Genomic DNA, 25,073 nt, shown 5'->3' with positions numbered 1-25,073 from the left:
GACCTAGTTTAGCCAAAGCCTTGGCAGCGCCACACCGGAGGCGCGGCCAAGCACGGCCATCATGTCGGCGCGGAGCCGGGCCGCATCTTGGGCACAGAAGCGCGCCATTGCAAATCCATTCCACGAGGAGATACCGACCTCGCCGCCGAACGCGTCCTGCGCTTCGCGGATCCGCTCCACCAGCGCCTCATCGCCCGGCACGATCAGCGCGGTGCCGATCGCGACGCCGCCCTTGGCCACCGCCGGCCGCGCCAGTTTTTCGCCGATGTCGCCATCGAGCCGGACGGTTTCCGCAAACACGAGGCGACCGCCGCGGCGCAGGCGCCAGCGGTCGACGAGCTCGCCGTGCAGCATCTTCTCGCCCATCGCCGCGCGGCCGAACACCACGATTTCGCAGAGCAGAAGCGACGCGCTTTCGGCCAGATCGATATCGATGCGCCTGATGATGCGCGCGCGGTCGAACAGGATGGTCTCCTGCGGCAGCCAGGAGAGGTGCGCGCCCGCTTCCGCCTTCAGGGCGATGCTGAGCTGGGCAGCCGCACCCGGCGCGCGATAGACCTTTTCGGCCGCCGCCGTCGTCAGCGTCAGCCGCGTCCCCTCGCCCGCCGCGATATCGATATCAAAACGGTCGCCGCCTGCAATTCCACCGGCCGTGTTGACGAACACGCCGGACAACCCGTCTGCTTCGGGAGAAGGAAAGCGCACGCGCAGCGAGCCGGATTCATGCAAGTCGCCGCGGCGCGTGACGCCGTCCTGAAGGTGTACGCCAAACCGCACCGCGCCTTGGGCGCGGTTGGCCGCGAACGTCGCCGAACTCGCCCGCGTGCTATCGGTCCGCATCCGTCCCCCAAACGCTGGCGCCCGATACGGCCTTACAGCGCCATCTGGCGGCTGATCTCGGCGGGATCGAGATTGCTGCGGTCGCAGGCATATTTCACCGCGCCGCGGTCCATGACCGCGAAATTGTCGCCGAGCTCGCAGGCAAAGTCGAGATATTGTTCGACCAGCACGATCGCCATGTTGCCGAGGCTGCGCAGGTAGGTGATGGCGCGGCCGATGTCCTTGATGATCGAGGGCTGGATGCCCTCGGTCGGCTCGTCCAGCAACAGCAATTTCGGCCGCATCACCAGCGCCCGGCCGATCGCCAATTGTTGTTGTTGCCCACCAGAGAGATCGCCGCCGCGCCGGCCCAGCATCGTGTTCAGCACCGGAAACAGCGAGAACACATCGTCGGGAATGTTGCGCTGGTCGCGCTTCAAAGGGCCGAAACCGGTCTTGAGGTTTTCTTCCACCGTCAGCAGCGGAAATATCTCGCGGCCCTGCGGGACAAAGCCGATGCCGCGCCGGGCCCGCTCATAGGATTTCAGGGGATTGATGTCTTCGCCGTTGAAGGTGATGCTTCCCGAAGAGATCGGGTACTGCCCGACCAACGCGCGGAGCAGTGAGGTCTTGCCGACGCCGTTGCGGCCGAGCACGCAGGTCACCTTGCCAGGTTCTGCGGACAGCGAAACGCCGCGCAGCGCCTGCGCCGCGCCGTAGTAGAGGCTGATGTTGTCGACCGTCAGCATGGATCAGCGCCCCAGATACACTTCGATGACCCGCTCGTTCGACGAGACCTGGTCGATGGTGCCTTCCGCCAGTACCGTTCCTTCGTGCAGGCACGTCACCTTGACGCCGAGCTCGCGCACGAAAGTCATGTCGTGCTCGACCACCATGATGGTGTGATTGCGGTTGATCTGCTTGAGCAGCTCCGCCGTCAGGTGCGTCTCGACATCGGTCATGCCGGCGACGGGTTCGTCGACGAGCAGGACTTTCGGATCCTGCGCCAGCAGCATGCCGATCTCGAGCCATTGTTTTTGGCCGTGCGACAGGCTTCCGGCAAGTCGATGGCGCGCATCCGTCAAGCGGATGGTTTCGAGCACCTTGTCGACGCGCTCGGATTCGGCTTTGTTGCCGCGCCAGAACAGCGTGCCCTTGACGCTATGATCGACGTTGAGCGCGAGCATGAGATTGTCCTGCACGGTCTGGCTTTCAAACACCGTCGGCTTCTGGAATTTTCTGCCGATGCCGAGTTCGGCGATGCGGGTCTCGTCGAGGCGGGTCAGATCGGTGACGCCGTCGAACAGCACCGTCCCCTCGTCCGGCTTGGTCTTGCCGGTGATGATGTCCATCATCGTGGTCTTGCCAGCACCGTTGGGGCCAATGATGGCGCGCATCTCGCCGGGCGCGAGCGTCAGTGACAGATTGTTGATGGCGTGGAAGCCGTCAAAGGAGACGTGCACGCCATCGAGATAGAGGATGGCCGACGTCTTGCGGGTGTCCATGACGTTCATGTGCTCACTCCGCCGGATTCGGTTTCGGCGCGGCGCCGTCTTCGCGCGCGGCGCTCGCGGCGGCGCCATTGCCAAGTTCGGCCTTCCGTCCCTCCCACCGTGCGTTGAAGGTGCCGATAATGCCCTTCGGCAGCAGCAGCGTCACCAGGATGAACAGCGCGCCCAGCATGAACAGCCAGTACGGCGCCAGCGGGCCCGACGTAAAATAGGTCTTTGCGTAGTTGACGACGACGGCGCCGAGGGCCGCGCCCACCAGGGTGCCGCGGCCACCGACCGCAACCCAGATCACCGCCTCGATGGAATTGCCCGGCGCGAATTCGGATGGGTTGATGATGCCGACCTGCGGGACATAGAGCGCGCCGGCAACGCCGGCCATGCAGGCGGACAGCGTGAACACGAACAGCTTGTAGGACTCGACGCGATAGCCGAGGAAGCGGGTGCGGGATTCGGCGTCGCGGATCGCGATCAGGACCTTGCCGAGTTTCGAGGTCACAACCGCCCGGCAGATCAGGAAGGCCAGGATCAGCGCCAGGCAACTCAGCGCGAACAATGCAGCGCGGGTGCCGTCGGCCTGCACGTTGAAACCCAAAATGTCCTTGAAGTCAGTCAGGCCGTTGTTGCCGCCGAAGCCGAAATCGTTGCGGAAGAACGCCAGCAGCAGCGCATAGGTCATCGCCTGCGTGATGATCGAGAGATAGACGCCGGTGACGCGCGAACGAAACGCCAGCCAGCCGAAACAGAACGCCAGCAATCCCGGCACCACGAGAACCATCAGCGCCGCGAACCAGAACATATCAAAGCCGTGCCAGTACCATGGCAGTTCTGGATAGTTCAGGAACACCATGAAGTCTGGTAATATCGGATTGCCGTAGACGCCGCGGCTGCCGATCTGGCGCATCAGGTACATGCCCATCGCGTAGCCGCCGAGCGCGAAGAACGCGCCGTGGCCGAGCGAGAGAATGCCGCAATAGCCCCAGATCAAATCGATCGACAGCGCGAGAATGGCGTAGCAGGCGTATTTGCCGAACAGCGCGACCAGATAGGTCGGCACCTGAAACACCGAACCCGCCGGCAGCAGCAGGTTCGACAGCGGGATCAGCACGCCGAGGCCGGCAACCACCAGGATGAAGATGGAAGCGCTTCGATCCAGCGAACGCGTCAGAACATGCGGCGTCATGCTTCCACCGCCCGGCCCTTGAGCGCGAACAGTCCGCGCGGCCGTTTCTGGATGAACAGAATGATCAGCACCAGAATGGCGATCTTGCCGAGCACGGCGCCTGCCACCGGCTCCAGGAACTTGTTGGCGATGCCGAGCGTAAACGCGCCGACCAGCGTGCCCCAGAGATTGCCGACGCCGCCGAACACGACGACCATGAAGCTGTCGATGATGTAGCTCTGGCCGAGGTTGGGGCTAACATTGTCGATCTGCGACAGCGCCACGCCGGCGATGCCGGCAATGCCCGAGCCGAGGCCGAAGGTCAGCGCATCGACGCGCGAGGTGGCGATGCCCATCGAGGCCGCCATGCGGCGATTTTGAGTGACCGCGCGCATCTCCAGCCCAAGCGCGGTGTAGCGCAGCATGGCGAGCAGGATGGCGAACACGGCCAGCGTGAAGCAGAGGATCCAAAGCCGGTTGTAGGTGATGGTGATCTGCCCCAGTTCGAACGCGCCGCTCATCCAGGAGGGATTGCCGACCTCGCGGTTGGTGGGGCCGAACATGGTGCGCACGGCCTGCTGCAGCACCAGCGAAAGCCCCCAGGTCGCGAGCAGCGTTTCCAGCGGGCGGCCATAGAGAAAGCGGATGATGCCGCGTTCGATCAGGACACCAATGGCCCCTGCAACCAGGAAAGCCAGCGGCACCGCGATCAGCAGCGAATAGTCGAACAATTGAGGATAGCGGGTGCGGATGACCTCCTGCACCACGAAGGTGGTGTAAGCGCCGATCATCACCATCTCGCCATGGGCCATGTTGATGACACCCATGACGCCGAAGGTGATGGCTAGCCCAATCGCGGCCAGCAGCAGCACCGAGCCCAGCGACAGGCCGTACCAGGCGTTCTGCACCATCGACCACATTGCGAGGTTGCTCTGGATCGAGGCGATCGCACTGGTGGCGGCCTGCGCGACCAGCGGCGGCGCATCGCTGCCGAGGCCGGTCAGCAGCGCCAGGGCTTCCTGGTCACCCTTCGCCTTCACCACGGCGATCGCTTCGAGCTTCTCGACCTCGGTCGCATCGGCCTTGTAGAGCAGGATTGCCGCGCGGGCCTCGGTGAAGGCCGCCTTGACGGCCTTGTTGCTCTCCTTCGCCAGCGCACCATCGATGACGGGCAGCGCATTCTCGTCGTGGCTCTTGAACACCGACTGCGCGGCCGCGATGCGCTTGGCGGGATCGGGCGACAGCAGCGTCAGGCCGCCGAGAGCCGCCTCCACCGTGCGGCGCAGGCGGTTGTTGAGGCGGACGGCGGCAGCATTGTCGGGCAGCTTGTCGACGACGGCGCCGGTGGCGGCATCGGTGATCTTGCCGTCGGCGCCCGTTACAAAAACCTTCTTGGTATCCGGATCGGTCGACAGCCGGCCGTCCTGCAGCGCGCTGATGATGGGAAAGGCCAGCGGATTGCCAGAAGTGGCGACCGCGCCGATCGCCTCGTCGGTGTCGGAAAAATCGTCATTGGCGAATTTGGCGACCGCGTCCTCGAACGGGCCCGCCAGCGCCGGCACGGCGAAAGCTACGGTCAAAAAAATCGCGACAAAAAGCGCGCGAAAACGGTCGAGGAAATTGGCAGACACGATTACGACCCCGGCAGGAGTGTGGGGAGAAGGCGGCGGCAGCGCCGCCTTCTCCGGTCTCTCTTGGTAGTTCTCTTGTTAGTTCTCTTGGAAGTTTTATTGCAACTCAGACGGAAATCAGGAGCCCTGACCGCCGCACTTGTTGGTCTTGGTGTTGTAGTTGCCGCACTTCTTGCCGACCCAGTCGCCGATCAGGTCCTTGGAGCCGTCGAGCTCCTTCGACCAGGCGTCGCCAGCGACAAGACCCGGGGTCTTCCACACCACGTCGAACTGGCCGTTGGCTTTGATTTCGCCAATGAACACCGGCTTGGTGATGTGATGGTTCGGAAGCATCTTGGAGGTGCCGCCGGTCAGGTTCTTGGCTTCGATGCCGGGCAGCGCGTCGATCACCTTGTCGGCGTCGGTCGACTTCACCTTCTCGACCGCCTTGACCCACATTTCGAAGCCGATGACGTGTGCTTCCATCGGATCGTTGGTCACGCGCTTCGGATTCTTGGTGTAAGCCTGCCAGGCCTTGATGAACTTCTCGTTGCCCGGATCCTTGATCGACTGGAAGTAGTTCCAGGCGGCCAGATGGCCGAGCAGCGGCTTGGTGTCGATGCCGGCGAGTTCTTCTTCACCGACCGAGAACGCGACAACCGGAATGTCGGTCGCCTTGATGCCCTGGTTGCCGAGCTCCTTGTAGAAGGGAACGTTGGCGTCGCCGTTGATGGTGGAGACCACGGCGGTCTTCTTGCCGGCCGAGCCGAACTTCTTGATGTCGGCCACGATCGTCTGCCAGTCGCTATGACCGAACGGCGTGTAGTTGATCATGATGTCTTCCTGCTTGACGCCCTTCGACTTCAAGTAGGCTTCGAGGATCTTGTTGGTGGTGCGCGGATAGACGTAGTCGGTGCCGGCCAGCACCCAGCGCTTCACCTTCTCGTCCTTGGCGAGATAGTCGACCGCGGGGATCGCCTGCTGGTTCGGCGCAGCACCCGTGTAGAACACGTTGCGCTCGCTCTCCTCGCCCTCGTACTGCACGGGGTAGAACAGGATCGAGTTCAGTTCCTTGAATACCGGGAGCACGGACTTGCGCGACACCGAGGTCCAGCAGCCGAATACGACCGAGACCTTGTCCTTGGTGATCAGCTCGCGGGCCTTTTCGGCGAACAGCGGCCAGTTCGAGGCGGGATCGACCACGACGGCCTCGAGCTTCTTGCCGAGCACGCCGCCCTTCTTGTTCTGCTCGTCGATCAGGAAGAGAACGGTGTCCTTCAGCGTGGTTTCGCTGATGGCCATGGTGCCGGAAAGCGAGTGCAGGACGCCGACCTTGATGGTGTCGTCCGCCGCCTTGGCGTTTGAAAATGTGGCCAGGCCCAAAACGAGGCCGGCGGTCGCCGCCAGCCAGCGGCGGCGGCTCATCGCCGTTATATCGTGAGTCAATTGAGTAAGCATGAGGTGTCATCTCCCTGACGCAGGCGTTGAAACGCTGCGAACGGCCCCAACGGCCGCCTGCGTTAACGGAATCGCAAGAACCATGCCACCGACAGAAAACGCGATAAGCCTATCTAATCGTTTTGGAATCTGAAGTACGCGGAAACCAGGCGGGGGAAGAATGCTCATTTTTTAGACTGCAGAAATGTATGCTTTGAGGGCAAACTATCCATTTTTTGGGCAATTACCGCAATTTGGCTAAATTTCTTGCACGAATTTTGATCGTTTGAGTTGCTGACGAGCGGCCGTGGTTTGGGTCTCGGTGAGCAGTTCCTTAACTGCGCGGACGAAACGCGCGGAATTCGCCTTGAAAGCGCCGCGCGGGTGTTCCATATGATCTCCGTGACCTAGAGAATCATCAGGTCCTTGCGAGCCGCGTGTTCTGATCCCGTTTTGCGGTTTCTGGCTTGCCCCTTCAGCTAGCAAAACCGACGCCCCAAGCACGCGGGTGTCTCTGACACCCCCTCGCGCGTTCCTGGCCGATACCGGTCGGGCGCCTGACTTTTTAATGGAAAGAACCCTCTTTTGACCTCCTTTCAGGATTTCGGCCTTGCCGAACCCATTTCGCGTGCACTCAAGGAAGAAAATTACGTCACGCCCACGCCCATCCAGGCACAGACCATCCCGCTCGCAATGACCGGCCGCGACGTCGTCGGCATCGCCCAGACCGGCACCGGCAAGACCGCGGCCTTTGCGCTCCCGATCCTGCACCGCATTCTGGAAAACCGCATCCGGCCGCAGCCCAAGACCTGCCGCGTGCTGGTGCTCTCGCCGACCCGCGAATTGTCGGGCCAGATCCTCGACAGCTTCAACGCCTACGGCCGCCACATCCGCCTCAGCTCGGCACTGGCGATCGGCGGCGTGCCGATGGGCCGTCAGGTCCGCTCGGTCATGCAGGGCGTCGAGGTCATGGTGGCGACCCCCGGCCGCCTGCTCGATCTCGTCCAGAGCAACGGGCTGAAGCTCAACCAGGTCGAATTCCTCGTGCTCGACGAAGCCGACCGCATGCTCGACATGGGCTTCATCAACGACATCCGCAAAGTCGTCGCCAAGCTGCCGATCAGGCGGCAGACGCTGTTCTTCTCGGCCACCATGCCGAAGGACATCGCAGAACTCGCCGAAGCCATGCTGCGCGACCCCGCTCGCGTTGCGGTGACGCCGGTGGCCTCGACCGTCGAGCGCATCGCCCAGCGCATCATCCAGGTCGATTTCTCGGCCAAGTCGGGCGTGCTGGCGCAGCTTCTGAAGCAGGAGCCGGTTGACCGCGCGCTGATCTTTACCCGCACCAAGCACGGCGCCGACAAGGTCGTGAAGACGCTGGAGAAGGCCGGCATCTCCGCCAACGCCATTCACGGCAACAAGTCGCAGAACCACCGCGAACGCGTGCTGGCCGCGTTCCGCACCGGCGAGATCCGCACCCTGGTCGCCACCGACATTGCCGCCCGCGGCATCGACGTCGACGGCATCAGCCATGTGGTGAATTTCGACCTGCCCAACATCCCAGAAACCTATGTCCACCGCATCGGCCGCACCGCGCGCGCCGGCGCCGAAGGCGTTGCGATCTCGCTGATCGCCGGCGCCGAGGAGATGGGCTATCTGCGCGACATCGAACGGCTGATCCGCATCACGCTGCCGCGGGAAGACCGTCGCACGCCGGGCAGCCGCGACGCCGCGCCGGCGGCCTCGCAGCGCCCTGCACAGCAACACCGGGGCGGACGGTCCGCACCGCGCGCCCACACCGCCAGGTCCCATGACTCCAGAGGACATGACTCCAGAGGACATGAATCCCGTGGACATGAATCCAGAGGTCACGAATCCCGTGGACATGAATCGGCACCGGGATCAAAAGGCCCTCGCCGTCCCCGCCGCGGTGGTGGTAATAATGCCGCTCCGCAGCCGAACCGGCACGAACAGCCGCGTCCAGCGCAGCAGGCCGGCAAGAGCCAGGGCGGGAAAAGTGAGGGCATTCAGGGCGTCGCCTTCTTGCATCGCGAGAGCCGTCCGAATACTCAACCCAACCGTACCCACCGACCGCAGCGCTAGCCTCGATCGATCTGGAGACCACCATGGCTAAAGAAGAGCTGATCCAGTTCGAAGGACTGGTGACCGAAATCCTCCCCGACGCGCGCTACCGCGTGCAGCTCGACGCCGGACACGAGATTGTTGCCTACACCGCCGGCAAGATGAAGAAGAACCGGATCAAGACGCTGGCAGGCGATCGGGTCACGATCGAAATGTCGCCGTACGATCTGGAGAAGGGCCGCCTGATCTTCCGTCACAAGGACGAGCGTCCGAGCACCGGCGCTCCGCGGGGCGGACCGCCGCGCGGCGGCCAGTTCCGCCGCCGGTAAGCGTATCCGGAACGTCAGCGAAAACGCGCCCGATACGCCTATATCGTGCGCGGTCGCGGCCGGCCGGCCGGCCGAATCAAAAAATCGTGCACGTCAGGATTGTTTTGACCACTACTATCGAATAATATTGTCCATCGATTTTCGGCCGGACGACATTAGCTATCCACCGGTACAGCCGGTTTAGACGCTGACGACCCTTCCAAAAATTCGATCTCACCAGCCCATCGAAGGGTGGGCTACGACTTGTATATCTGAGAAGGGACTACCCCGTGAGCATGGGAACCGTGAAGTGGTTTAACGCAACCAAGGGCTATGGCTTCATCCAGCCGGATGACGGCGGCAATGACGTGTTCGTGCACATCAGCGCTGTCGAGCGTGCCGGTCTTGGGACGTTGCGTGAAGGCCAGAAGATCTCCTACGAAATCGTGGCAGATCGTCGCTCTGGCAAATCTTCGGCCGACAATCTACGCGCCGCCGGATAAGCGGTTTCCTCCGGCCTCGGCCGGGAAATCGCATTCGAAATATAGAAAGGCCGCGCTGATGCGCGGCCTTTTTTATTCGGTCGATGCGAGCGACCTGGCGATCGACGACGAGCGGGCATTGCGCCATCACGGCGCCGACGTAGTAAACAGATCGTAACCCGGGAGCTTCCTGAAGAGGGCTCCTGAAGAGGGCTCCTGAAGTCGGTCACACCCGAAATCAGCCCGTTTTTCGGTGATCAGGTTAAGGGGCACTTAGGGGAGGTCGGGCTACGATCACGCGCTTTTGGATAGCCAGGGGGCGTCTCGTGCCATTTCGTCTTAAGCAGTATCTTTCCTGTTTCCGCCGCGATCGGCGTGGCAATGTCGCGGCAATTTTCGCGATCACGGCGATCCCTCTGATATCGGCCATTGGCTGTGCGGTGGATTACTCGCTCGCGACCAGAATGAAGGCAAAAATGCAAACCGCGGCAGACGCTGCGGGCATCGCCGCGCTTTCGCAGAAATCCCCGGGCTTTCTCGCGGCCTCGGTAATGACAGGCAACGGCTCGGTCACCAACGGCGTTACCGATGCCAACAATGTCTTTGACGCCAACATGAGCGGGATCACCGGCTACCAAAATCTGGTTCGCAGCAGCACTGTTACGAAGACCGGCATCAAGCTGGCTGCAACCGTGACATACACTGCCGATGTACCGGTATCCTTCCTGAAAGTGATCGGGTTTAGTAAACTGACGATAACGGGCGCTTCAAGTTCGGCCGCCACGCTGCCGCCGTATCTCGATTTTTATCTGACGCTGGACGTCTCGGGCTCGATGGGCCTGCCGTCGACCGCCGCCGAGCAGACGCGGCTTTCACAAGTCAATCCGGATAACTATCGCCAATATCCCACCGGCTGCACCTTCGCCTGCCATTTTGCGCCACAGAACATGGCCTGCACCAATAGCGGGACCCAGGCATACCCAACGAACAACTACTGCATGGGCTATGCGATCTCGCGCGTCAGCTTTAGCGGATACAAGGCCCTTCTCTCAAATGTAACGGCAGATTCGACATATCCTTCGGGCAAGAAACTCTCAAACGCGATGGCGTCCGGCCTGCCGAATACGCTGTATGCGGCCCTGCCCCCGGTTTCATCCTGCGACACCGACGGCACCAACGCCTGTATCCAGTTGCGCGCCGACGCGGTCGGCTACGCCGTGAACCAGTTGTTCATTACCGCGAACGCCTCCATGAAGGTTACCAACCAGTTCCGGATCGGCCTCTACCCGTTCATTCGGTATCTCTACTCTTATTTTCCGCTGACCAGCGCTATCAACGGCTCACCCACCAACTCAACCACCATCAACTACGCGGCCGCAAACCTTGCCACGCTGCTTGACACAAATGCCAACACAAACCTTGGCTCCGGCGGCACGCATATCGATGAAGCGCTTAATTCGGTCAACGGCCTCATCTCCAGCGGCACCGGCACGGTCGGCGACGGCAGCACGCCGACCACCCCGCAGCCTTACGTCTTCCTCGTCACCGACGGCGCGCAGGATAACCAGTACAGAGACATTCCGATTCCCGGCAATAACGGCAACTGGCATGGCAGTAACCGCGCCACTGTCCTGAGCGACCCCGTCAACACCTACCCCAACGCCTGCCAGACGCTCAAGGACCGCGGCATCATCGTTTCCGTGCTTTATATTCCCTATGAAACGATCTCACCCGTGAATACGAGCTTTGCCGGCAATGAAGACACCTATGCCAACAACAACATCCCGAATATTCCTCCCAGCCTTCAAGCCTGCGCGTCGCCTGGCTTCTTCTACACCGCAAACTCGCCCGCTGATATCACCGCGGCGCTGAACGCCATGTTCAACCACGCGCTGCAGACCGCGCATATTACGAACTGACCTGGCGGAAGGCGGGACGCCGCCTTGACACCGAGCCTCAGAAAGCCCCGGAGCGATCCGGGGCTTTTTATTGTTCGGCCACAGGGGTGATACCGTGGTTGCTCACCGCTCGATGGCATGGACCGGCAAGGCCACCGGACGAACTCGCGGAGACGCCAAGAGTTGACTTGGGCCGTTGACTTGGGCCGTTGATTTGGGCGGCGAGCTACCAACCCCGGACCTTAGCAGCGTTAGCGAGCCGGCCGTCAGGCCTCCCGTGGGCTGTTTTGCCGCGGGGTGTCGCCGTAAAAATCGGCCAGGACTACGGCTGGCTCACGGGGCCGGCGTTTTAGTTTTTCGCGTTCTGTCTTAAGGCGGGGCAGGTGTCCAGAAGGACTACGATGAGATCGATTGTCCGTTCGGTAGTTCGGTTGCCGGCACAAGCAGGCGATAAATCGAGAAATCTGCGGGTTGCTCGCGCGCGCAACAGATCCTGATCCGATTAAGATTGAGTCGGATCAGGATCTAATGTCTTTGTGGATGATCTCCCGGCAAACGCTTCGCGCTTGTCCCGAGCGAAGCCCGTGCCTACCGGGTCCGGATCATGCTCTCGCAGCCAAAGTCCCACGATGGCGTTGGGCAGCAGAGGTGCCTGTATCGTTTTAGCGGAGGGTTTGAACGCATCCCGCATTGGATATAAGGCAGCTGTACGGGGCCTTCAATGCAGCGGATCAAGCCCGCCCTTACCGAAGCTGAACCAATGCAACCCCGAGAATACAGCGTCGCCCCTCTTCCAAGAGGGGCCGCGGTGAACGGTGCAGTTGCGAAGCTGGTGCGAGAGTGCCGCCGTCACAGCGTCGGACAGGTGGAGCTGGCACCCGTCGGATATATAACGCAGAGAACCGTACGCGGACGCGTGTAGGCGGCATCGCGAAAGGTCATGCCGGTCTTCGCCACCATATAACCGATCGCCGGCGTATACGTGTAGGCGACCTCGCTCCAGATCACGTATGTCCCCTTGGCCGCGACGAGGGTCGTCGGCAACACCACAACGTCACCCGGATTATGAGGCGCCGTCGCTGCGATCGAGACAACGCCTGTTGAACCGATCGTCAACCCCTTGCTCCACTGAACCCGAGCGACCCCGCTCACGCTATCGACGTAAACCTCCGTGACCGAGGAGACCAACGGCGGACCCGGGTAAGGTGTCATGATCGCCTTTGCCGCTTCACCAAAACTGACGAGATCAGCATTCGCCACGCTTACCATCTGAGATGTCAGATCGGAAAGCGTTCGCGCCACCAGGGTGGCCTTGCGATCCACGGAAATGGCCGCCGAAAGTTCGAGCACGCCGAAGAACATCACCACCATCATCGGAAAAATCATGGCGAACTCGACCGCCGCAAGACCGCTGCGATCATTCCACAGCCTGCGCACGCTAAGCGACGTTTTCTGCATCGGGGATACCATCATCGTATCACGGCTCTACATGGAAAGCGGCGGTCGCGGCAAGCAGCCGCTTGCTGCCGCTGAGATTTGAAATGTTGTATCCGAACCGCGTCACGTATAGCGGCCATTCATAAAAGGCGCGAACGACGACGGTATTGGGAGAGCCAGATGGCGTCAGGGAATATGAGAAAGGACCGGTCAGGTTTCCACTGACGATCGGATCGGTAATCGTGATCGAGGTGCCCGGGGCAAAGACCTTCACATCCACAGTAATGTTGCCCAGATTGCCTTGGCAATTGAACATCACCTTGATCCGATTGCAGAGGTCGGTCTTGAACGCGGTTTCGGTCATGCCGCTGTCCTGGGCCTGATGCGTGAGCATCAACCGGGCGCTTTCCGCCGTCCCCTGTTCCAGAACCTGGCCGGCAAAAAATACAATCGCCGTTTCGAGAATCGCAAACAGCATGCCGAAGAACAACGGCGCAACCAGCGCGAACTCGACGGCGGCCGAGCCCTGTCGGTTGCGGCGAAATCGGCGGAATACATTTCCAACAGAGACTGTTGCAGGAGCGGGTGACGACATCGAAAAATCCCCAGACGGCAGCGATTATCCGCCTGCAAGAACTACCCGAAACTGATTGTGGAAGTGTTTCGTCGAACCGAGGCAGGGCGGCCCGGCGCGCTAACGGAGCGTTAACTATCTGCGGAACGAGTCTGGTGCGGGCAGCGATCGATTCGCGGACAGGATAGCGGACGCGCCTACTGGAGCGTCCGTTGCTGATTCAATCAGAACCGAAAGAGCTCAGTTTGCCTATTTGGTCCCGGCGGCGGCGGCTTGACCACTGAGAGAGCCAGCCTGGTCGATCGCCGATTTGAAGTAGGTCTCGCCGTCGCCGAGCGTAATCCGGCGCTGGCAGATCGGCATGCAGCTCCAGGATTCGCGCTCGACGCCGCGATAGACGGTGACGAGCTGATCGGTCGGGCCTTCGACCTGAATCTGGCGGTCCACCAGCACCTCGCCGTTGCGGTCCATGGCGATGAAATTGGTGGCGCCGTAGCCCTTGCCGGTGACTACGATGATGCCGCCGCTCTGCAGCGTCACGTCCGCGATCAGCGGGTTTCCGACCACGATGGTGGAGACCTTGGCCGGAAGCTTCACGAGCTTGGCCTGATCGACATAGACGGCGATACGGTCTGGATCGGACGCGGCCAGGCAGACGGCCGGCCACAGCAGGAGACCTGCGGCGAGGGAACGCAATCCAAAACGCGCGCGTGCGCGAATACGCTGGGACTTGAACGACATACTTTACCCCGGGGCATCAACAAGCCGGCAATGGCGATACGCAACGGAACCGGCGCCCGACACGATGAATCTGACGACAATTCATGAACAAAGGGCAAATAGGCCCCGAAACGGGGCAAGAAATCCGCGACCAGCATGCTTAATAGATCGTGCTCTCCTCGCAAACGCGCTTCGCGTTTGTCGTCAGGGAAAACCGGCAACCATTTTTACGGATCATGTCTGTTTGCGGAACGGATAGACCAGTTGTCCGATGATTTCGCGGGGAAACGAGGACTGATCGTCCACGCCATATTGGTCCGGCAGCGTGCCGCTGGGCAACCGGAAGGTCCCGAACAGGATGTCCCAGAGCGGAAAGGTGCCCGCGAAATTGGTGTCGCCGCCCTCCTCACGGGCGGTGTGGTGCCAGCGGTGAAACACCGGCGTCGCCACGACGTATTTGAACGGGCCGAGCGTCCAGTTGAGGTTGGCGTGGACGAACGCGGAATGAAATATGTTGAACGGCCCGAGCCAGAGCATCACGCCCGGCGAAATGCCGGCCATCAGCAGCACGACATCGACCCCGATGGTACCTAACAGCAGGTTGACGGGGTGAAAGCGCGCCGCGGAGATCCAGTCGACGTCTTCCGACGAATGGTGGATAGCGTGGTATTTCCAGAACCCTCCGCCATGAAACATGCGGTGCAGCCAGTACATCATGAAATCGGCGGCGACCAGGAACAGGATAGCCTGCAGCCACAATGGCAGCCTCGACAGCGGGCCATGGCCGTTGTCGTAGAAGGCGATCAGCTCGTCGGCGTCGCGAATTCCAAACACCAGGGCGGCGCCGAGCACCAATAGCCCGATGCGGAACACGCGCGCGAACAGCGGTACCAGGAACCAGTAGCAGATGTCGGTGACGAGCTCGCGCTTGCGCCACCAGGGCCTGCCGGGATTGCAGGCCCAGAAATGCGCCAGCACCGAGAACACGAGCGCCAGCGCGATCGTGACCGGCACCACCTTGGCCAGGGTCTGGCCGAGCATTTCGACGATTTCGGTCGGCAGGTTCATTTCGACCGGCGTACCAGAAGCCCTGCCTCGCCGCCAGTTCGGGCGTTGCGGAGCCCGGCTCTGATTACTCAGAGCCGCGCTCCGAATTGCTGTTTCGACGCCTTTTCCTGACGCGAACGGCGTTCCCTTCGCTCGAGAACGTTATGAAAACCGACCCGGATCAGTTTGCGGTACGAACGTGCAGCACAGCGTTCTGGTCGGCGTAAACGCGCTGCCAGCCGCTAATATGATCGAGCAGGCGTGCCGCCGGGGTGTGCGGCATCAGCAGCACGGCGTCGATGTCCCACTTCTTGAGAATATCGAGGAACTCGTTGACGTCCTTGAGCTGCATGGCGCGGTAATAGGCCATGTCAAACGCTTCGCCGTACAGTTCGGCGCGTCCGTCGACGAATACGGGGATCTGCCGCCAGATCAGGTAGCCGCCGAACGGCATATCGTTGAGAATGCGCTTCGGATTATACGCCTTCAGCGCATCGAGAGCCGCCACCGGCGCCTGATTTTCGGGTGGTGCAAAAGGGGTGTTGGCCGCCAGCAGCCATGTCCAACCGCCGAGCAAAACCATCACGGCCGCGATCACGGGCATCGGGACAGCGGCGCGGGCGGTCCAGGCCGGCCGCAGCGCAAAATGCGACGCTACCGGCGCCAGCACCACGATCGGCAGCAGCAGCGCGAAGATCTCGAGATTCCTGACATGCGACAGCGCCATGTGCAGCAGGCCCAGCACCAGCGCGATCCGCGGCGGCGTGAGCTTGACGCCGCTGTAGAGGGTACCGCCGATCAGCGCGAGGATCGCCATCTCGAACGCACCGAATTTGCTGAAGTTTGCCGGCATCCATTCATAGATCAGATGCAGGAGTTCTCCGAGATCGAGGATCTTGCGCGCGGCGAAGATCGATCCCCACCCGTAAGGCGTGGCGCAGCAGGCCACCAGCGCGCCGATGCCGAACGCTGCCCAGCGCAGCGCCACCGACTTTCGCTGGGCGTGATCCGCATTCCACAGCGCGTCGAGCGCGAACGCGCCGACCAGTACCAGACCGAACACGAATCCGCCGTGCAGGTTCGCCCACAGCGCAATCAATGGCAGCAGCCATGGCGAAGGCGCCTGGCCGCGCTCGCTCGCCGACATCAGCCCGTTCGCCCACGCCAGCATGATCGGCAGCGCCAGCACATGCGGACGCGCCAGAAAATGCCCCATCGAAAGCGCCACCACCGCCATCGCGACGGCGAGCGCATAGAGCGCGGGGATGCGGCGGCCGAGAATGTGAATTAAAAGTGTGAAGGTCGCGGCGATGACGCCCGCGGCGAGAACCACCGGCCCGGTCCAGCCCACCAGATTATAGCTCGCCGCGTACAGCACCTGCGCCAGCCAGGACGACGACGTCCACGGCTCGCCCGCCTTGGTGAAGGAGTAGATGTCAACGCGCGGCAATGTGTGGTGATCGAGGATCCACTGGCCCACGGCGATCTGCCAGTAGGTATCGGAATCGATCAGGAGCGTTCGTCCGCCGATCGCTACCAGCGCGTAGACGCCAATTCCGAGCCAGAGCCATGCCGGGACGTTGGCAATGCTGAAGGCATTATTGTGTCGCTGGATTGCTCCGGCTTCAGTGCTCATGCGAAACTGCCGGCCCGATCATTGACGGAATGGATAGGCCAACTGCCCGCCGATCTCGGTGGGGATCACCTGATCGTCCACACCATAATCGTCAGGCAGCCGGTTCTCCGGCATGCGGAACGTGCCGAACAGCATGTCCCAGAGCGGAAAGGTGCCCGCGAAATTGGTATTGCCGCCCTCCTCGAGCGAGGTGTGATGCCAGCGATGGAAGACCGGCGTGGCAAGCACGTATTTGAAAGGGCCCAGCGTCCAGTTCAGGTTGGCGTGAACGAAGGCAGAGTGGAAGGTCGTGAACGGCCCGACCCACAGCATGATATTGGGAGAGATGCCCGCTATCAGCAGAATGACGTCGACCAGGATCGTTCCGATAAACAGGTTGACGGGGTGAAACCGCGCGGCCGAGATCCACTCGAGATCCTCCGAGGAATGATGGATCGCATGATATTTCCAGAATCCGCCGCCATGAAACATGCGGTGCAGCCAGTACAGCATGAAGTCGGACGCAACGAGGAACAGTATCGCCTGCACCCAGAGCGGAAGCTCCGACAGCGGCCCATGGCCGTTGTCGTAGAATGCGATCAGTTCGTCGACGTCGTGAATGTTGAAGAGGACAGCGGCGCCAATCACCAGCAAGCCGATGCGGAAGATGCGCGCAAATACCGGCACGAAGAACCAATAGCAGATGTCGGTAATGAGCTCGCGCTTGCGCCACCAGGGTTTACCCGGATTGCAAGACCAGAAATGCGAGAGCACCGTGAACACCAAAGCGAGTGCGATCGTGACCGGCACGACCTTTGCCAACGTCTGGCCTACTACCTCGATGACTTCCATTGGCAAACTGGACATGGCGGCCTCTTTCAATCGGAGACTTCAGGGGTATCTGCTCGCGCTTAAGGAGCCGTGAATCGACGGAGTCGGCGCACGGCGCGCGAGCGCGACAAACGGCCTTCCGCACTCCGCTTGCATTTAATCGGATGCCTTAATGCGGTGTTTACTGTGCTCAAGAACAGCAAGTTCCTGGCATTTTTGCACGGTCGAATTAACCGCGTCGAAATTGTCGCACCCTTAGGGTCACGCCATGGTCACGGTGCTGAGAACGCCGGCAAGACCAAACTTAAGTTCGACCAGCCACGTGTACACAGGAGTTATCATCTATGAAGAATCTCGTTTCGCGTTTCGTGAAGGATGAGTCCGGCGCCACCGCCATCGAGTACGGCCTGATTGCCGCCGGCATCGCGATCGCGATCATCACCGCCGTCAACGGTCTCGGCACCAAGCTGTCGACCAACTTCAACACGATCTCGAACTCGCTGAAGTAAGCGAGGCATCACTCAGTTGCTCTAAAGGCCCCGGCATTGCCGGGGCCTTTATTGTTTTTGGGATTTGCCTGAACGACCGAGGTGCGGCGGAACATGCTTTACGTTTTGTTGAAAGCAGACCGCTAGCCTGTCCCCTCCTCCAACGTCCCAGTTTCAAATGACCGTCAACGCGAGGATGATGCCCCAAAGCGCTGTCCGACCAGGCACATGGCGCGACGATGCCATGCTGGGACTGGCGGGCGCTCTGCTGGCGCTCGGCCTGCATGCGCTGGCCGGTTTCCCGACCCTCGCCGCTGCGAACGGGGACAATGACAGCCTGCTTCGGCTGGTCGAGATCCGCGATCTCATCGGCGGGCAGGCGTGGTTCGACCTGCACCAGTACCGAATGGGCCCGCCAGGCGGCTTCGTCATGCACTGGTCACGTCTCGTCGATGCGCCGATCGCGGCCATTATCGTTGTCGTATCCGCCCTGACCGGAAAACCGGCGACGGGCGAAACGGTAGCCCTGTTCGCCTGGACGACCCCGCTGATGGCGGCCGCGCTGACTTTCTTGCTGCGGATCGCACGCTCCGTCTATGACGAGTGGGCGATTATGCCGGCGTTCATCATCTGCACCGCCGCGCTCCACTTCAGCGGCGTCTTTGCCCCCGGCGATATCGACCACCACAATGTCCAGCTCACGCTCTGCCTTGCCGCCATCACCGCCCTGATCGTTGGACGCGGGTACATGGCCGGAATCGCCGCAGGCGCCGCCTGCGCCCTGATGCTGGCCGTCGGCATGGAAACGCTACCCTATGTCGCCGTTGCCGGGATGACCGCGGCGGCATCCTATCTGCTGGGCGATCGCCCCGAGGCCGCCAAGGCGGCCGGCTTTGGAATGGGCCTTAGCGCCGGTGGCCTTGCCACGTTCGTTGCGACCGTGCCGGCCAGTAGCTGGCTCATGCCCCATTGCGACGCCTACTCGATCCCGCAATTCTCTATCGCTGCGGCTTCGGGAATCGGCCTGGCAATAGCTGCGGCGTCTCCCGCGCTCGGCCGCAGCTTCGGCACAAGGCTCGCCGCGTTGCTTGCGCTCGGTATCGCCGTCGCCGCCGTGGCAGTTACCGCTTTTCCACAATGCTTCGCCGATCCCTATGCCGGACTGGATCCGAAGCTGCAGCAGTTCTGGCTGAATCAGGTGACGGAGGCGCAGCCGTTCTGGCGCGTACTCTCCGGCGACTGGGTCAAGGCCGCAGGCTCTTACGTCACGCCCATCCTCGCGCTGATCGTGCTCGGGCTGCGCCTGCGCCGTCATGGCAACGCGGCTGGTTGGATACTGATGGCATTCCTGACTGCAGCTTTCGTTGTCAGCCTTTGGCAGGTGCGCGGGGCCACGTTCTCGCTGCCGCTCGCCGCCATCGCGCTCGCGGGCTGGGTCGGCGACTGGCGAAACCGCACGGCGTCGACGTCGGACCGGCTCCCCCTGCTGCGAATGCCGTTGGTCTGGCTGGTTTCCCTCAATGTTTCCTGGAGCGCGGCCGCCCATGCAGCGTCGGCGGCCTTGGGAGAGACGGCGCCCGCGACTTCCCCCGCGGGCACTTGCGAGCGACCTGCCGATTACGCCCTCCTCGCTGCGCAGCAGCCGACGACCGTGCTTGCGATCTCCAACCTTGGGGCACCTATCCTTGCGCGCTCGCCTCACCGCGTGCTGGCCGGGCCCTATCACCGCAACGTCACCGGCAACCTGCTCACGCTCGACGCGTTCATCGGCACGGCCGACCAGGCGCGGACCACGATCCAGACCAACCGGATTGAACTTGTCGCCCTCTGCCGCGGCAATGCCGAAACCGCGCTGTTGACCGCACAGGCGCCAGACGGCCTCCTCGCCACGCTGGTCCGCGACCAGCCGCCGGACTGGCTCGAGAAGTTGCCGCAAGACGCCGGCGAGCCGCTCGAGATCTATCGCGTCCGGCCGCAACCGTGATGTCAGCCGAGGCCCGTTTTCCGATCGTTTACCTATCGTCAATAGGCTGCGCCGACGCGCCAAGCGCATTCCCAACCGAACGGGCCGTTACGCCATGATCCTCGATACCGCCCGCCTCCTGCTGTTTCCGGCCCTGATGGCGTTCGCAGCCGCGAGCGACCTGTTCACGATGACGATTTCGAACCGGGTGTCGCTGGCGCTGATCGCCGGCTTTTTGGCGCTCGCGGTGCTGGGCGGCATGGGCCTGCACGACATCCTCTTGCATTTCGGCGCCGGCGCGGCCGTTCTGGTGGTGGCCTTTGCCTGCTTCGCGATGGGATGGGTCGGCGGCGGCGACGCCAAGGTCGCGGCCAGCGTGGCGCTCTGGTTTGGTTTCGACCATCTCGTCAATTATCTGCTCTATGCCTCGCTGCTCGGCGGAGCGTTGACGGTCCTGCTGATTCAGTTCCGGCAATGGCCGCTGCCGTCCCTGTTTGCCGGACAAGCCTGGCTGAACCGGCTGCACGACAAACAGAGCGGAATTCCCTACGGCATCGCGCTCGCCGTCGGCGCGCTGATCGTCTATCCGCAGACCGAATGGATCAAGGCGATCGACCTCGCTCACCTCGCCATGCGCTGATCCAGCATCGCTAACTTTCCGTTAAGGCAATTTACACACGCCTCATTAACCATGCTTTGACGAATAGCTGGTCAACTCCCATCACGGCGGCGGAAGCGTCGCAGCGTAATGTGGAAAGTGAAGCGTAATGAATACCGCACGCATTGTGGTTCTGGCCATCGCCATCGGCGCCGGCGGCATTGCCGCATATCTCGCCAGCGGGTCCGACGACAAGCCCGCGCCGGCCCAGCCGGTCGCGCAGCTGCAGACCGTCGATATTCTCGTCGCCAAATCGGATATCGGACTTGGCCAGGCGGTCAAGCCTGATGATCTGCAATGGCAGACCTGGCCGGCTGCGACCGCCAGCAACAACTTTATCAACCGCGCCAGCAAGGCCGACGCCATCAAGGAGATCACGGGCTCCATCGCGCGCTCGCCGTTCATCGCGGGCGAGCCGATTCGCGAGCAGAAGCTGGTGAAGGCTGACGGATCCGGCTTCATGGCGGCGATCCTGCCCGCCGGCCACCGGGCCGTTTCTACCGAAATTTCGCCGGAAACCGGCGCCGGCGGCTTCATCCTGCCGAACGACCGCGTCGACGTTCTTCTTACCAAGCGCGAAAAGAGCACGGACGGCAAAGGCGCTGACGTCGCTAACTCGGAAATCATCCTCACCAATGTTCGCGTTCTCGCGATTGACCAGGCGCCGAAGGAAAAAGAAGGCACCAGCGCATTGGTCGGCAGGACGGTTACGCTCGAGCTGAAGCCCGAGCAGACCGAGACGCTCGCCCGCGCGCGCCAGAGCGGGACGCTGTCGCTGGCGCTGCGCAGCATTGCCGACATCAAGATGGTCGAGCAGCCGGACGAACAGCAATCCCGCAAGCGCGGAGACAACCTCAACGTCATTCGTTACGGCGTTGCCAGCCAGCAGACGATGCAGAAGTGACCGAAAGGACGCACGATATGAAGTGCAGGGAAATTCAGCCGATGATGCGAACGTTCATCGTCCGCGCCCTGTCGTTTTCGGCCGTGGCTGCGCTTACGCTCAATCCGGCACTGACACCGGTGGTGGCGAGCGACTATCGCACCTCGGCACCGGTCACCACTGACGGACAGATGAACGCGCGGTTCCTTTCGCTCGGGATCGGCAAATCGATCGTGATCGACCTGCCGCGGGAGATCAAGGACGTACTTGTCGCCGATCCGAAGGTCGCCAACGCCGTCGTCCGCTCGACCCAGCGCGCCTATATCATCGGCGCGGCGGTCGGCCAGACCAACATCGTCTTCTTCGATTCCACCGGCGCGCAGATCGCGGCCTACGACATTGCGGTCAAGCGCGACCTCAACGGCGTGCGCGCGGCGCTAAAGCAGTCGATGCCGAATTCGGACATCCTGATCGAGGGCGTCGGCGACGGCGTGGTATTGAGCGGCACCGCGGCGAGCCCGATCGAGGCGCAGCAGGCCGCCGATATCGCCGCCCGCCTCGTGGGCGGCAGTGAAAAGGTCGTCAATTCGATCGCCGTCCGCGGCCGTGACCAGGTCATGCTGAAAGTTACGGTCGCCGAAGTTACCCGCAGCATCATCAAGCAGTTGGGCATCGATCTCACGGCCAACCTGAACTACGGCACCGCGGTCGTGAACTTCAACAACTCCAATCCGCTTACCGCTCTCGGCCGCCCGCTGGTGGCGAGCAACGGGGCCTCGACGTCGTTCGGATCCTCGGTAACGGCCACGCTCCGCGCGATGGAGAGCGCCGGTGTCGTTCGCACGCTGGCCGAGCCCAATCTGACCGCGATCTCGGGCGAATCCGCGACCTTCATTGCAGGCGGCGAATTTCCGGTTCCCGCGGGCTATTCCTGCGATCCGGTCACACGCGTCTGTACGACCCAGATCTCGTTCAAGAAGTTCGGTATTTCGCTCAACTTCACGCCCGTGGTGATGACCGAAGGCCGGATCAGCCTTCGCGTCATGACGGAAGTGTCGGAACTGTCGAACGACAACTCGATCACGTTGACCCAGGCCCTCGGTGGCAACTCGACGAACTCGCTGACCATTCCCTCGATCAAGACCCGCCGCGCGGAAACCACGCTGGAAATTCCTTCGGGCGGCTCGATGGCCATGGCCGGCCTGATTGCGGAGCAGACCAAGCAGGCCATCAACGGCCTCCCCGGTCTGTCGCAACTGCCGGTTCTCGGCACGCTGTTCCGCAGCCGCGACTACGTCAACAACCAGACCGAACTGATGGTTCTGGTCACGCCCTATGTGGTGCGCGCGGTGGCGCAGAAGGATCTGTCGCGGCCCGATGACGGCTTTGCCGCCTCCTCGGACCCGCAGGCCGACCTGCTCGGCAGCATCAATCGAATCTACGGCGTTCCGGGCCGCGTCGAGAAGGCACGGAATTATCGCGGCACCTACGGCTTTATTACGGACTGAGGCGGGGACGATGACACCGAGTATGAAATCAAGGAAGCCCGCCGATCCCAGGCGCGCCCTCTGCGTGGCGGGAGCGCTGATCGGTCTTTCCGTGGCGCTTGGCGCCTGCAAGACCACCACCGACGTGGCGACGACGGCGGGCGTGCCCGACGACTACCGCCTGCGCCATCCGATCGCTGTCCAGGAAGCCGACCGCTCGATCGTGGTTTTCGTCGGCCGCGGACGCGGCGGCCTTTCCGCCACCCAGCGCGCCGATGTGATGTATCTGGGCCAGACCTGGATGCGCGAAGGCACCGGCATCATCAGCATCGACGTGCCCGTCAATACGCCGAACGCGCGGGCGGCCCAAGATTCATTGCGCGAGATCCAGGCGACGCTTGCCGCCACCGGCGTGCCGCCGCGCGCAACCAATGTGCGCCAGTATAGCCCCGAGGATCCCCGGCACATGGCCGCGATCCGCCTCAACTATCCGAAGATTTCGGCGGTGGCCGGCCCATGCGGGCTGTGGCCGGAAGATCTCGGACCGTCGGTCAACAACAAGAGCTATTTCGACAACAAGTCCTATTACAATTTCGGCTGCTCCAATCAGCGCAATCTGGCGGCGATGGTCGACAACCCGTCGGATCTCGTGCAGCCGCGTCCCGAAACACCAGCCTTCGCGCCGCGCCGTGGCGTAGCCTTCGAGAAATATCGCAAGGGCACCCCCACCACGACCACCTATCCCGAGGCCGACAAGGCCAAACTCAGCGATACCGGCAAATGATCACTTACTCGCGCCAGAATACAGACCAGCAGCCGGAAAACACGGCGCCGTCTACCGAGGATCACATCGCGCCGGCGCCGCGGGTGTCGGTGCAGGCTTTCTGCGAGACGGTGGAGACCGCGGCTGCCGTCCAGTCGGCGGGCGAAGACCGTCGGCTCGGCAAGGCTCACCTCAAGATCCAGATGGGCGGCATGGCCGCTGCCGTCGAGGCCTACCGCTCGGCCCCGACCCCGAACGTCATCATCCTGGAGACCGAAGGCCGCAACGACATTCTCCTCGGCCTCGACCAGCTCGCCACCGTCTGCGACGCCGGAACCCGCGTGATCGTGATCGGGCGCATCAACGACGTCATGCTCTATCGCGAACTGGTGCGTCGCGGCGTCAGCGACTACGTCATCGCCCCGGTCAACGCCATCGACGTCGTGCGCTCGATCTGCAACCTGTTCTCGTCGCCGGAAGCCAAGGCCGTCGGCCGCATCATTGCCATCGTCGGCGCCAAGGGCGGCGTCGGCTCGTCCACCGTCGCCCACAACGTCGCCTGGGCGATCGCGCGCGATCTGGCGCTGGATTCCGTGGTCGCCGATCTCGACCTCGCCTTCGGCACGGCCGGCCTCGACTACAATCAGGACCCGCCGCAGGGTATCGCGGATGCGGTGTTCTCGCCCGACCGGGTCGATACCGCGTTCCTCGACCGCCTGCTGTCGAAATGCACCGACCACCTCAGCCTGTTGGCGGCGCCGGCAACGCTCGACCGGGTCTACGATTTCGGCGTGGAGGCGTTCGATTCGATCTTCGATACGCTTCGCACCACGATGCCCTGCATCGTGCTCGACGTCCCCCATCAATGGTCGGGATGGACCAAGCGCGCATTGATCGCGGCCGACGACATCCTGATCGTCGCGGCACCCGATCTCGCCAATCTGCGCAACACCAAGAACATCTTCGACCTCCTGAAGACATCGCGGCCGAACGATCGCGCGCCGCTCTATTGTCTCAATCAGGTCGGCATCCCGAAGCGTCCGGAGATCCCCGCCGCCGAGTTCGCCAAGGCGATCGAAAACCACCCGATCGCCACTATACCGTTCGAGCCGCAAATCTTCGGTTCGGCCGCCAACAACGGCCAGATGATCGCGGAAATCGCCGCCACGCATCGCACCACCGAGATGTTCCTGCAGATTGCGCAGCGGCTCACTGGCCGCGGCGAAACCAAGAAGCCGAAGAGTTCGTTGCTATCGCCCTTGATCGAGAAGTTGCGGGCCAAGAAGTAGGTCGCCCGCGTG

Annotated in this window: 24 protein-coding genes; 11 read left to right on the top strand and 13 right to left on the bottom strand. The window is 62.3% G+C overall.

What is annotated here, in order from left to right; genetic code table 11:
- Positions 1-3: 3 nt before the first annotated feature.
- The 7 genes from ACVWVY_RS10495 to ACVWVY_RS10465 form a co-directional block, all read right to left on the bottom strand.
- Positions 4-840: an urease accessory protein UreD gene (locus tag ACVWVY_RS10495; RefSeq protein WP_456626308.1), complete on the bottom strand. Its 837-nt coding sequence runs from the start codon at positions 838-840 to the stop codon at positions 4-6.
- A 32-nt stretch (positions 841-872) separates the two neighbouring features.
- A complete protein-coding gene (gene urtE / locus ACVWVY_RS10490; protein ID WP_456626307.1) occupies positions 873-1,568 on the bottom strand; it encodes an urea ABC transporter ATP-binding subunit UrtE in 696 nt (231 codons plus the stop codon).
- Between the two features lie 3 nt (positions 1,569-1,571).
- Positions 1,572-2,333 carry an urea ABC transporter ATP-binding protein UrtD gene (urtD, locus tag ACVWVY_RS10485; RefSeq protein WP_456626306.1) on the bottom strand — a complete coding sequence of 254 codons (762 nt, stop codon included), beginning with the start codon at positions 2,331-2,333 and terminating at the stop codon, positions 1,572-1,574.
- A 4-nt stretch (positions 2,334-2,337) separates the two neighbouring features.
- Positions 2,338-3,510, bottom strand: coding sequence for an urea ABC transporter permease subunit UrtC (gene urtC / locus ACVWVY_RS10480; RefSeq protein WP_456626305.1), 1,173 nt, complete (start codon positions 3,508-3,510; stop codon positions 2,338-2,340).
- On the bottom strand, positions 3,507-5,075 hold the full coding sequence (gene urtB, locus ACVWVY_RS10475; RefSeq protein WP_456632163.1) for an urea ABC transporter permease subunit UrtB: 1,569 nt from the start codon (positions 5,073-5,075) through the stop codon (positions 3,507-3,509). Before urtB ends, urtC begins: the two co-directional genes overlap by 4 nt.
- A gap of 162 nt (positions 5,076-5,237) precedes the next feature.
- The gene (gene urtA, locus ACVWVY_RS10470) at positions 5,238-6,557 is read right to left on the bottom strand and encodes an urea ABC transporter substrate-binding protein (protein ID WP_456626304.1); all 1,320 of its coding nucleotides are present in this window, start codon (positions 6,555-6,557) and stop codon (positions 5,238-5,240) included.
- Positions 6,558-6,794: 237 nt separating this feature from the next.
- Positions 6,795-6,929, bottom strand: coding sequence for a hypothetical protein (locus ACVWVY_RS10465; protein WP_456626303.1), 135 nt, complete (start codon positions 6,927-6,929; stop codon positions 6,795-6,797).
- Positions 6,930-7,121: 192 nt separating this feature from the next.
- On the opposite strand from ACVWVY_RS10465, the gene ACVWVY_RS10460 reads away from it, so the two are divergent.
- The 4 genes from ACVWVY_RS10460 (at position 7,122) to ACVWVY_RS10445 (ending at position 11,327) form a co-directional block, all read left to right on the top strand.
- Entirely contained in the window at positions 7,122-8,639 is a 1,518-nt protein-coding gene (locus ACVWVY_RS10460; RefSeq protein WP_456626302.1) for a DEAD/DEAH box helicase, read from the top strand.
- 23 nt (positions 8,640-8,662) lie between these two features.
- The gene (gene infA / locus ACVWVY_RS10455) at positions 8,663-8,947 is read left to right on the top strand and encodes a translation initiation factor IF-1 (RefSeq protein ID WP_074819689.1); all 285 of its coding nucleotides are present in this window, start codon (positions 8,663-8,665) and stop codon (positions 8,945-8,947) included.
- 269 nt (positions 8,948-9,216) lie between these two features.
- Positions 9,217-9,429: a cold-shock protein gene (locus tag ACVWVY_RS10450; protein ID WP_002714433.1), complete on the top strand. Its 213-nt coding sequence runs from the start codon at positions 9,217-9,219 to the stop codon at positions 9,427-9,429.
- 305 nt (positions 9,430-9,734) lie between these two features.
- Positions 9,735-11,327 carry a TadE/TadG family type IV pilus assembly protein gene (locus ACVWVY_RS10445; RefSeq protein ID WP_456626301.1) on the top strand — a complete coding sequence of 531 codons (1,593 nt, stop codon included), beginning with the start codon at positions 9,735-9,737 and terminating at the stop codon, positions 11,325-11,327.
- 828 nt (positions 11,328-12,155) lie between these two features.
- Here the strand turns inward: ACVWVY_RS10445 and ACVWVY_RS10440 are convergent.
- The 6 genes from ACVWVY_RS10440 to ACVWVY_RS10415 form a co-directional block, all read right to left on the bottom strand.
- A complete protein-coding gene (locus ACVWVY_RS10440) occupies positions 12,156-12,764 on the bottom strand; it encodes a TadE/TadG family type IV pilus assembly protein (protein WP_456626300.1) in 609 nt (202 codons plus the stop codon).
- Between the two features lie 19 nt (positions 12,765-12,783).
- A complete protein-coding gene (locus ACVWVY_RS10435; protein ID WP_456626299.1) occupies positions 12,784-13,338 on the bottom strand; it encodes a TadE/TadG family type IV pilus assembly protein in 555 nt (184 codons plus the stop codon).
- Positions 13,339-13,566: 228 nt separating this feature from the next.
- A complete protein-coding gene (locus tag ACVWVY_RS10430; RefSeq protein ID WP_456626298.1) occupies positions 13,567-14,058 on the bottom strand; it encodes a pilus assembly protein N-terminal domain-containing protein in 492 nt (163 codons plus the stop codon).
- A gap of 213 nt (positions 14,059-14,271) precedes the next feature.
- Complete coding sequence (locus ACVWVY_RS10425; protein WP_456626297.1) at positions 14,272-15,105, bottom strand: sterol desaturase family protein; 834 nt, start codon at positions 15,103-15,105, stop codon at positions 14,272-14,274.
- 160 nt (positions 15,106-15,265) lie between these two features.
- A complete protein-coding gene (locus tag ACVWVY_RS10420; protein ID WP_456626296.1) occupies positions 15,266-16,720 on the bottom strand; it encodes a hypothetical protein in 1,455 nt (484 codons plus the stop codon).
- Positions 16,721-16,738: 18 nt separating this feature from the next.
- On the bottom strand, positions 16,739-17,566 hold the full coding sequence (locus ACVWVY_RS10415; RefSeq protein ID WP_456626295.1) for a sterol desaturase family protein: 828 nt from the start codon (positions 17,564-17,566) through the stop codon (positions 16,739-16,741).
- Positions 17,567-17,874: 308 nt separating this feature from the next.
- On the opposite strand from ACVWVY_RS10415, the gene ACVWVY_RS10410 reads away from it, so the two are divergent.
- The 7 genes from ACVWVY_RS10410 (at position 17,875) to ACVWVY_RS10380 (ending at position 25,061) form a co-directional block, all read left to right on the top strand.
- On the top strand, positions 17,875-18,039 hold the full coding sequence (locus ACVWVY_RS10410; RefSeq protein WP_334390913.1) for a Flp family type IVb pilin: 165 nt from the start codon (positions 17,875-17,877) through the stop codon (positions 18,037-18,039).
- A gap of 223 nt (positions 18,040-18,262) precedes the next feature.
- Positions 18,263-20,002 (top strand): GtrA family protein, encoded by a 1,740-nt coding sequence (locus tag ACVWVY_RS10405; protein ID WP_456626294.1) that lies wholly within the window; start codon positions 18,263-18,265, stop codon positions 20,000-20,002.
- Between the two features lie 94 nt (positions 20,003-20,096).
- Entirely contained in the window at positions 20,097-20,621 is a 525-nt protein-coding gene (locus ACVWVY_RS10400) for an A24 family peptidase (protein ID WP_456626293.1), read from the top strand.
- Between the two features lie 127 nt (positions 20,622-20,748).
- Positions 20,749-21,543 (top strand): Flp pilus assembly protein CpaB, encoded by a 795-nt coding sequence (cpaB, locus tag ACVWVY_RS10395; RefSeq protein WP_456626292.1) that lies wholly within the window; start codon positions 20,749-20,751, stop codon positions 21,541-21,543.
- A gap of 17 nt (positions 21,544-21,560) precedes the next feature.
- Entirely contained in the window at positions 21,561-23,030 is a 1,470-nt protein-coding gene (locus ACVWVY_RS10390) for a type II and III secretion system protein family protein (RefSeq protein WP_456626291.1), read from the top strand.
- A 22-nt stretch (positions 23,031-23,052) separates the two neighbouring features.
- Positions 23,053-23,793 carry a CpaD family pilus assembly protein gene (locus ACVWVY_RS10385; RefSeq protein WP_456626290.1) on the top strand — a complete coding sequence of 247 codons (741 nt, stop codon included), beginning with the start codon at positions 23,053-23,055 and terminating at the stop codon, positions 23,791-23,793.
- Entirely contained in the window at positions 23,790-25,061 is a 1,272-nt protein-coding gene (locus ACVWVY_RS10380; protein WP_456626289.1) for an AAA family ATPase, read from the top strand. The genes ACVWVY_RS10385 and ACVWVY_RS10380 overlap by 4 nt, the downstream gene beginning before the upstream one ends.
- Positions 25,062-25,073 lie beyond the last annotated feature (12 nt).

The sequence above is a fragment of the Bradyrhizobium sp. URHC0002 genome, assembly GCF_054059515.1.
Note: the sequence above shows the minus strand (reverse complement) of the source record. Positions and strands in the feature narration are given on the sequence as shown.

Bases quoted from the DNA above. Each gene is read 5' to 3' on its own strand.
- ACVWVY_RS10410 (WP_334390913.1), top strand. From the start codon at position 17,875: ATGAAGAATCTCGTTTCGCGTTTCGTGAAGGATGAGTCCGGCGCCACC.
- ACVWVY_RS10435 (WP_456626299.1), bottom strand. From the start codon at position 13,338: ATGTCGTCACCCGCTCCTGCAACAGTCTCTGTTGGAAATGTATTCCGC.
- ACVWVY_RS10390 (WP_456626291.1), top strand. From the start codon at position 21,561: ATGAAGTGCAGGGAAATTCAGCCGATGATGCGAACGTTCATCGTCCGC.
- ACVWVY_RS10380 (WP_456626289.1), top strand. From the start codon at position 23,790: ATGATCACTTACTCGCGCCAGAATACAGACCAGCAGCCGGAAAACACG.
- ACVWVY_RS10405 (WP_456626294.1), top strand. From the start codon at position 18,263: ATGCTGGGACTGGCGGGCGCTCTGCTGGCGCTCGGCCTGCATGCGCTG.
- infA (WP_074819689.1), top strand. From the start codon at position 8,663: ATGGCTAAAGAAGAGCTGATCCAGTTCGAAGGACTGGTGACCGAAATC.
- ACVWVY_RS10430 (WP_456626298.1), bottom strand. From the start codon at position 14,058: ATGTCGTTCAAGTCCCAGCGTATTCGCGCACGCGCGCGTTTTGGATTG.
- ACVWVY_RS10440 (WP_456626300.1), bottom strand. From the start codon at position 12,764: ATGCAGAAAACGTCGCTTAGCGTGCGCAGGCTGTGGAATGATCGCAGC.
- urtA (WP_456626304.1), bottom strand. From the start codon at position 6,557: ATGCTTACTCAATTGACTCACGATATAACGGCGATGAGCCGCCGCCGC.
- ACVWVY_RS10425 (WP_456626297.1), bottom strand. From the start codon at position 15,105: ATGAACCTGCCGACCGAAATCGTCGAAATGCTCGGCCAGACCCTGGCC.
- ACVWVY_RS10385 (WP_456626290.1), top strand. From the start codon at position 23,053: ATGAAATCAAGGAAGCCCGCCGATCCCAGGCGCGCCCTCTGCGTGGCG.
- urtC (WP_456626305.1), bottom strand. From the start codon at position 3,510: ATGACGCCGCATGTTCTGACGCGTTCGCTGGATCGAAGCGCTTCCATC.
- ACVWVY_RS10465 (WP_456626303.1), bottom strand. From the start codon at position 6,929: ATGGAACACCCGCGCGGCGCTTTCAAGGCGAATTCCGCGCGTTTCGTC.
- urtD (WP_456626306.1), bottom strand. From the start codon at position 2,333: ATGAACGTCATGGACACCCGCAAGACGTCGGCCATCCTCTATCTCGAT.
- ACVWVY_RS10495 (WP_456626308.1), bottom strand. From the start codon at position 840: ATGCGGACCGATAGCACGCGGGCGAGTTCGGCGACGTTCGCGGCCAAC.
- ACVWVY_RS10400 (WP_456626293.1), top strand. From the start codon at position 20,097: ATGATCCTCGATACCGCCCGCCTCCTGCTGTTTCCGGCCCTGATGGCG.
- cpaB (WP_456626292.1), top strand. From the start codon at position 20,749: ATGAATACCGCACGCATTGTGGTTCTGGCCATCGCCATCGGCGCCGGC.
- ACVWVY_RS10415 (WP_456626295.1), bottom strand. From the start codon at position 17,566: ATGTCCAGTTTGCCAATGGAAGTCATCGAGGTAGTAGGCCAGACGTTG.
- ACVWVY_RS10420 (WP_456626296.1), bottom strand. From the start codon at position 16,720: ATGAGCACTGAAGCCGGAGCAATCCAGCGACACAATAATGCCTTCAGC.
- urtE (WP_456626307.1), bottom strand. From the start codon at position 1,568: ATGCTGACGGTCGACAACATCAGCCTCTACTACGGCGCGGCGCAGGCG.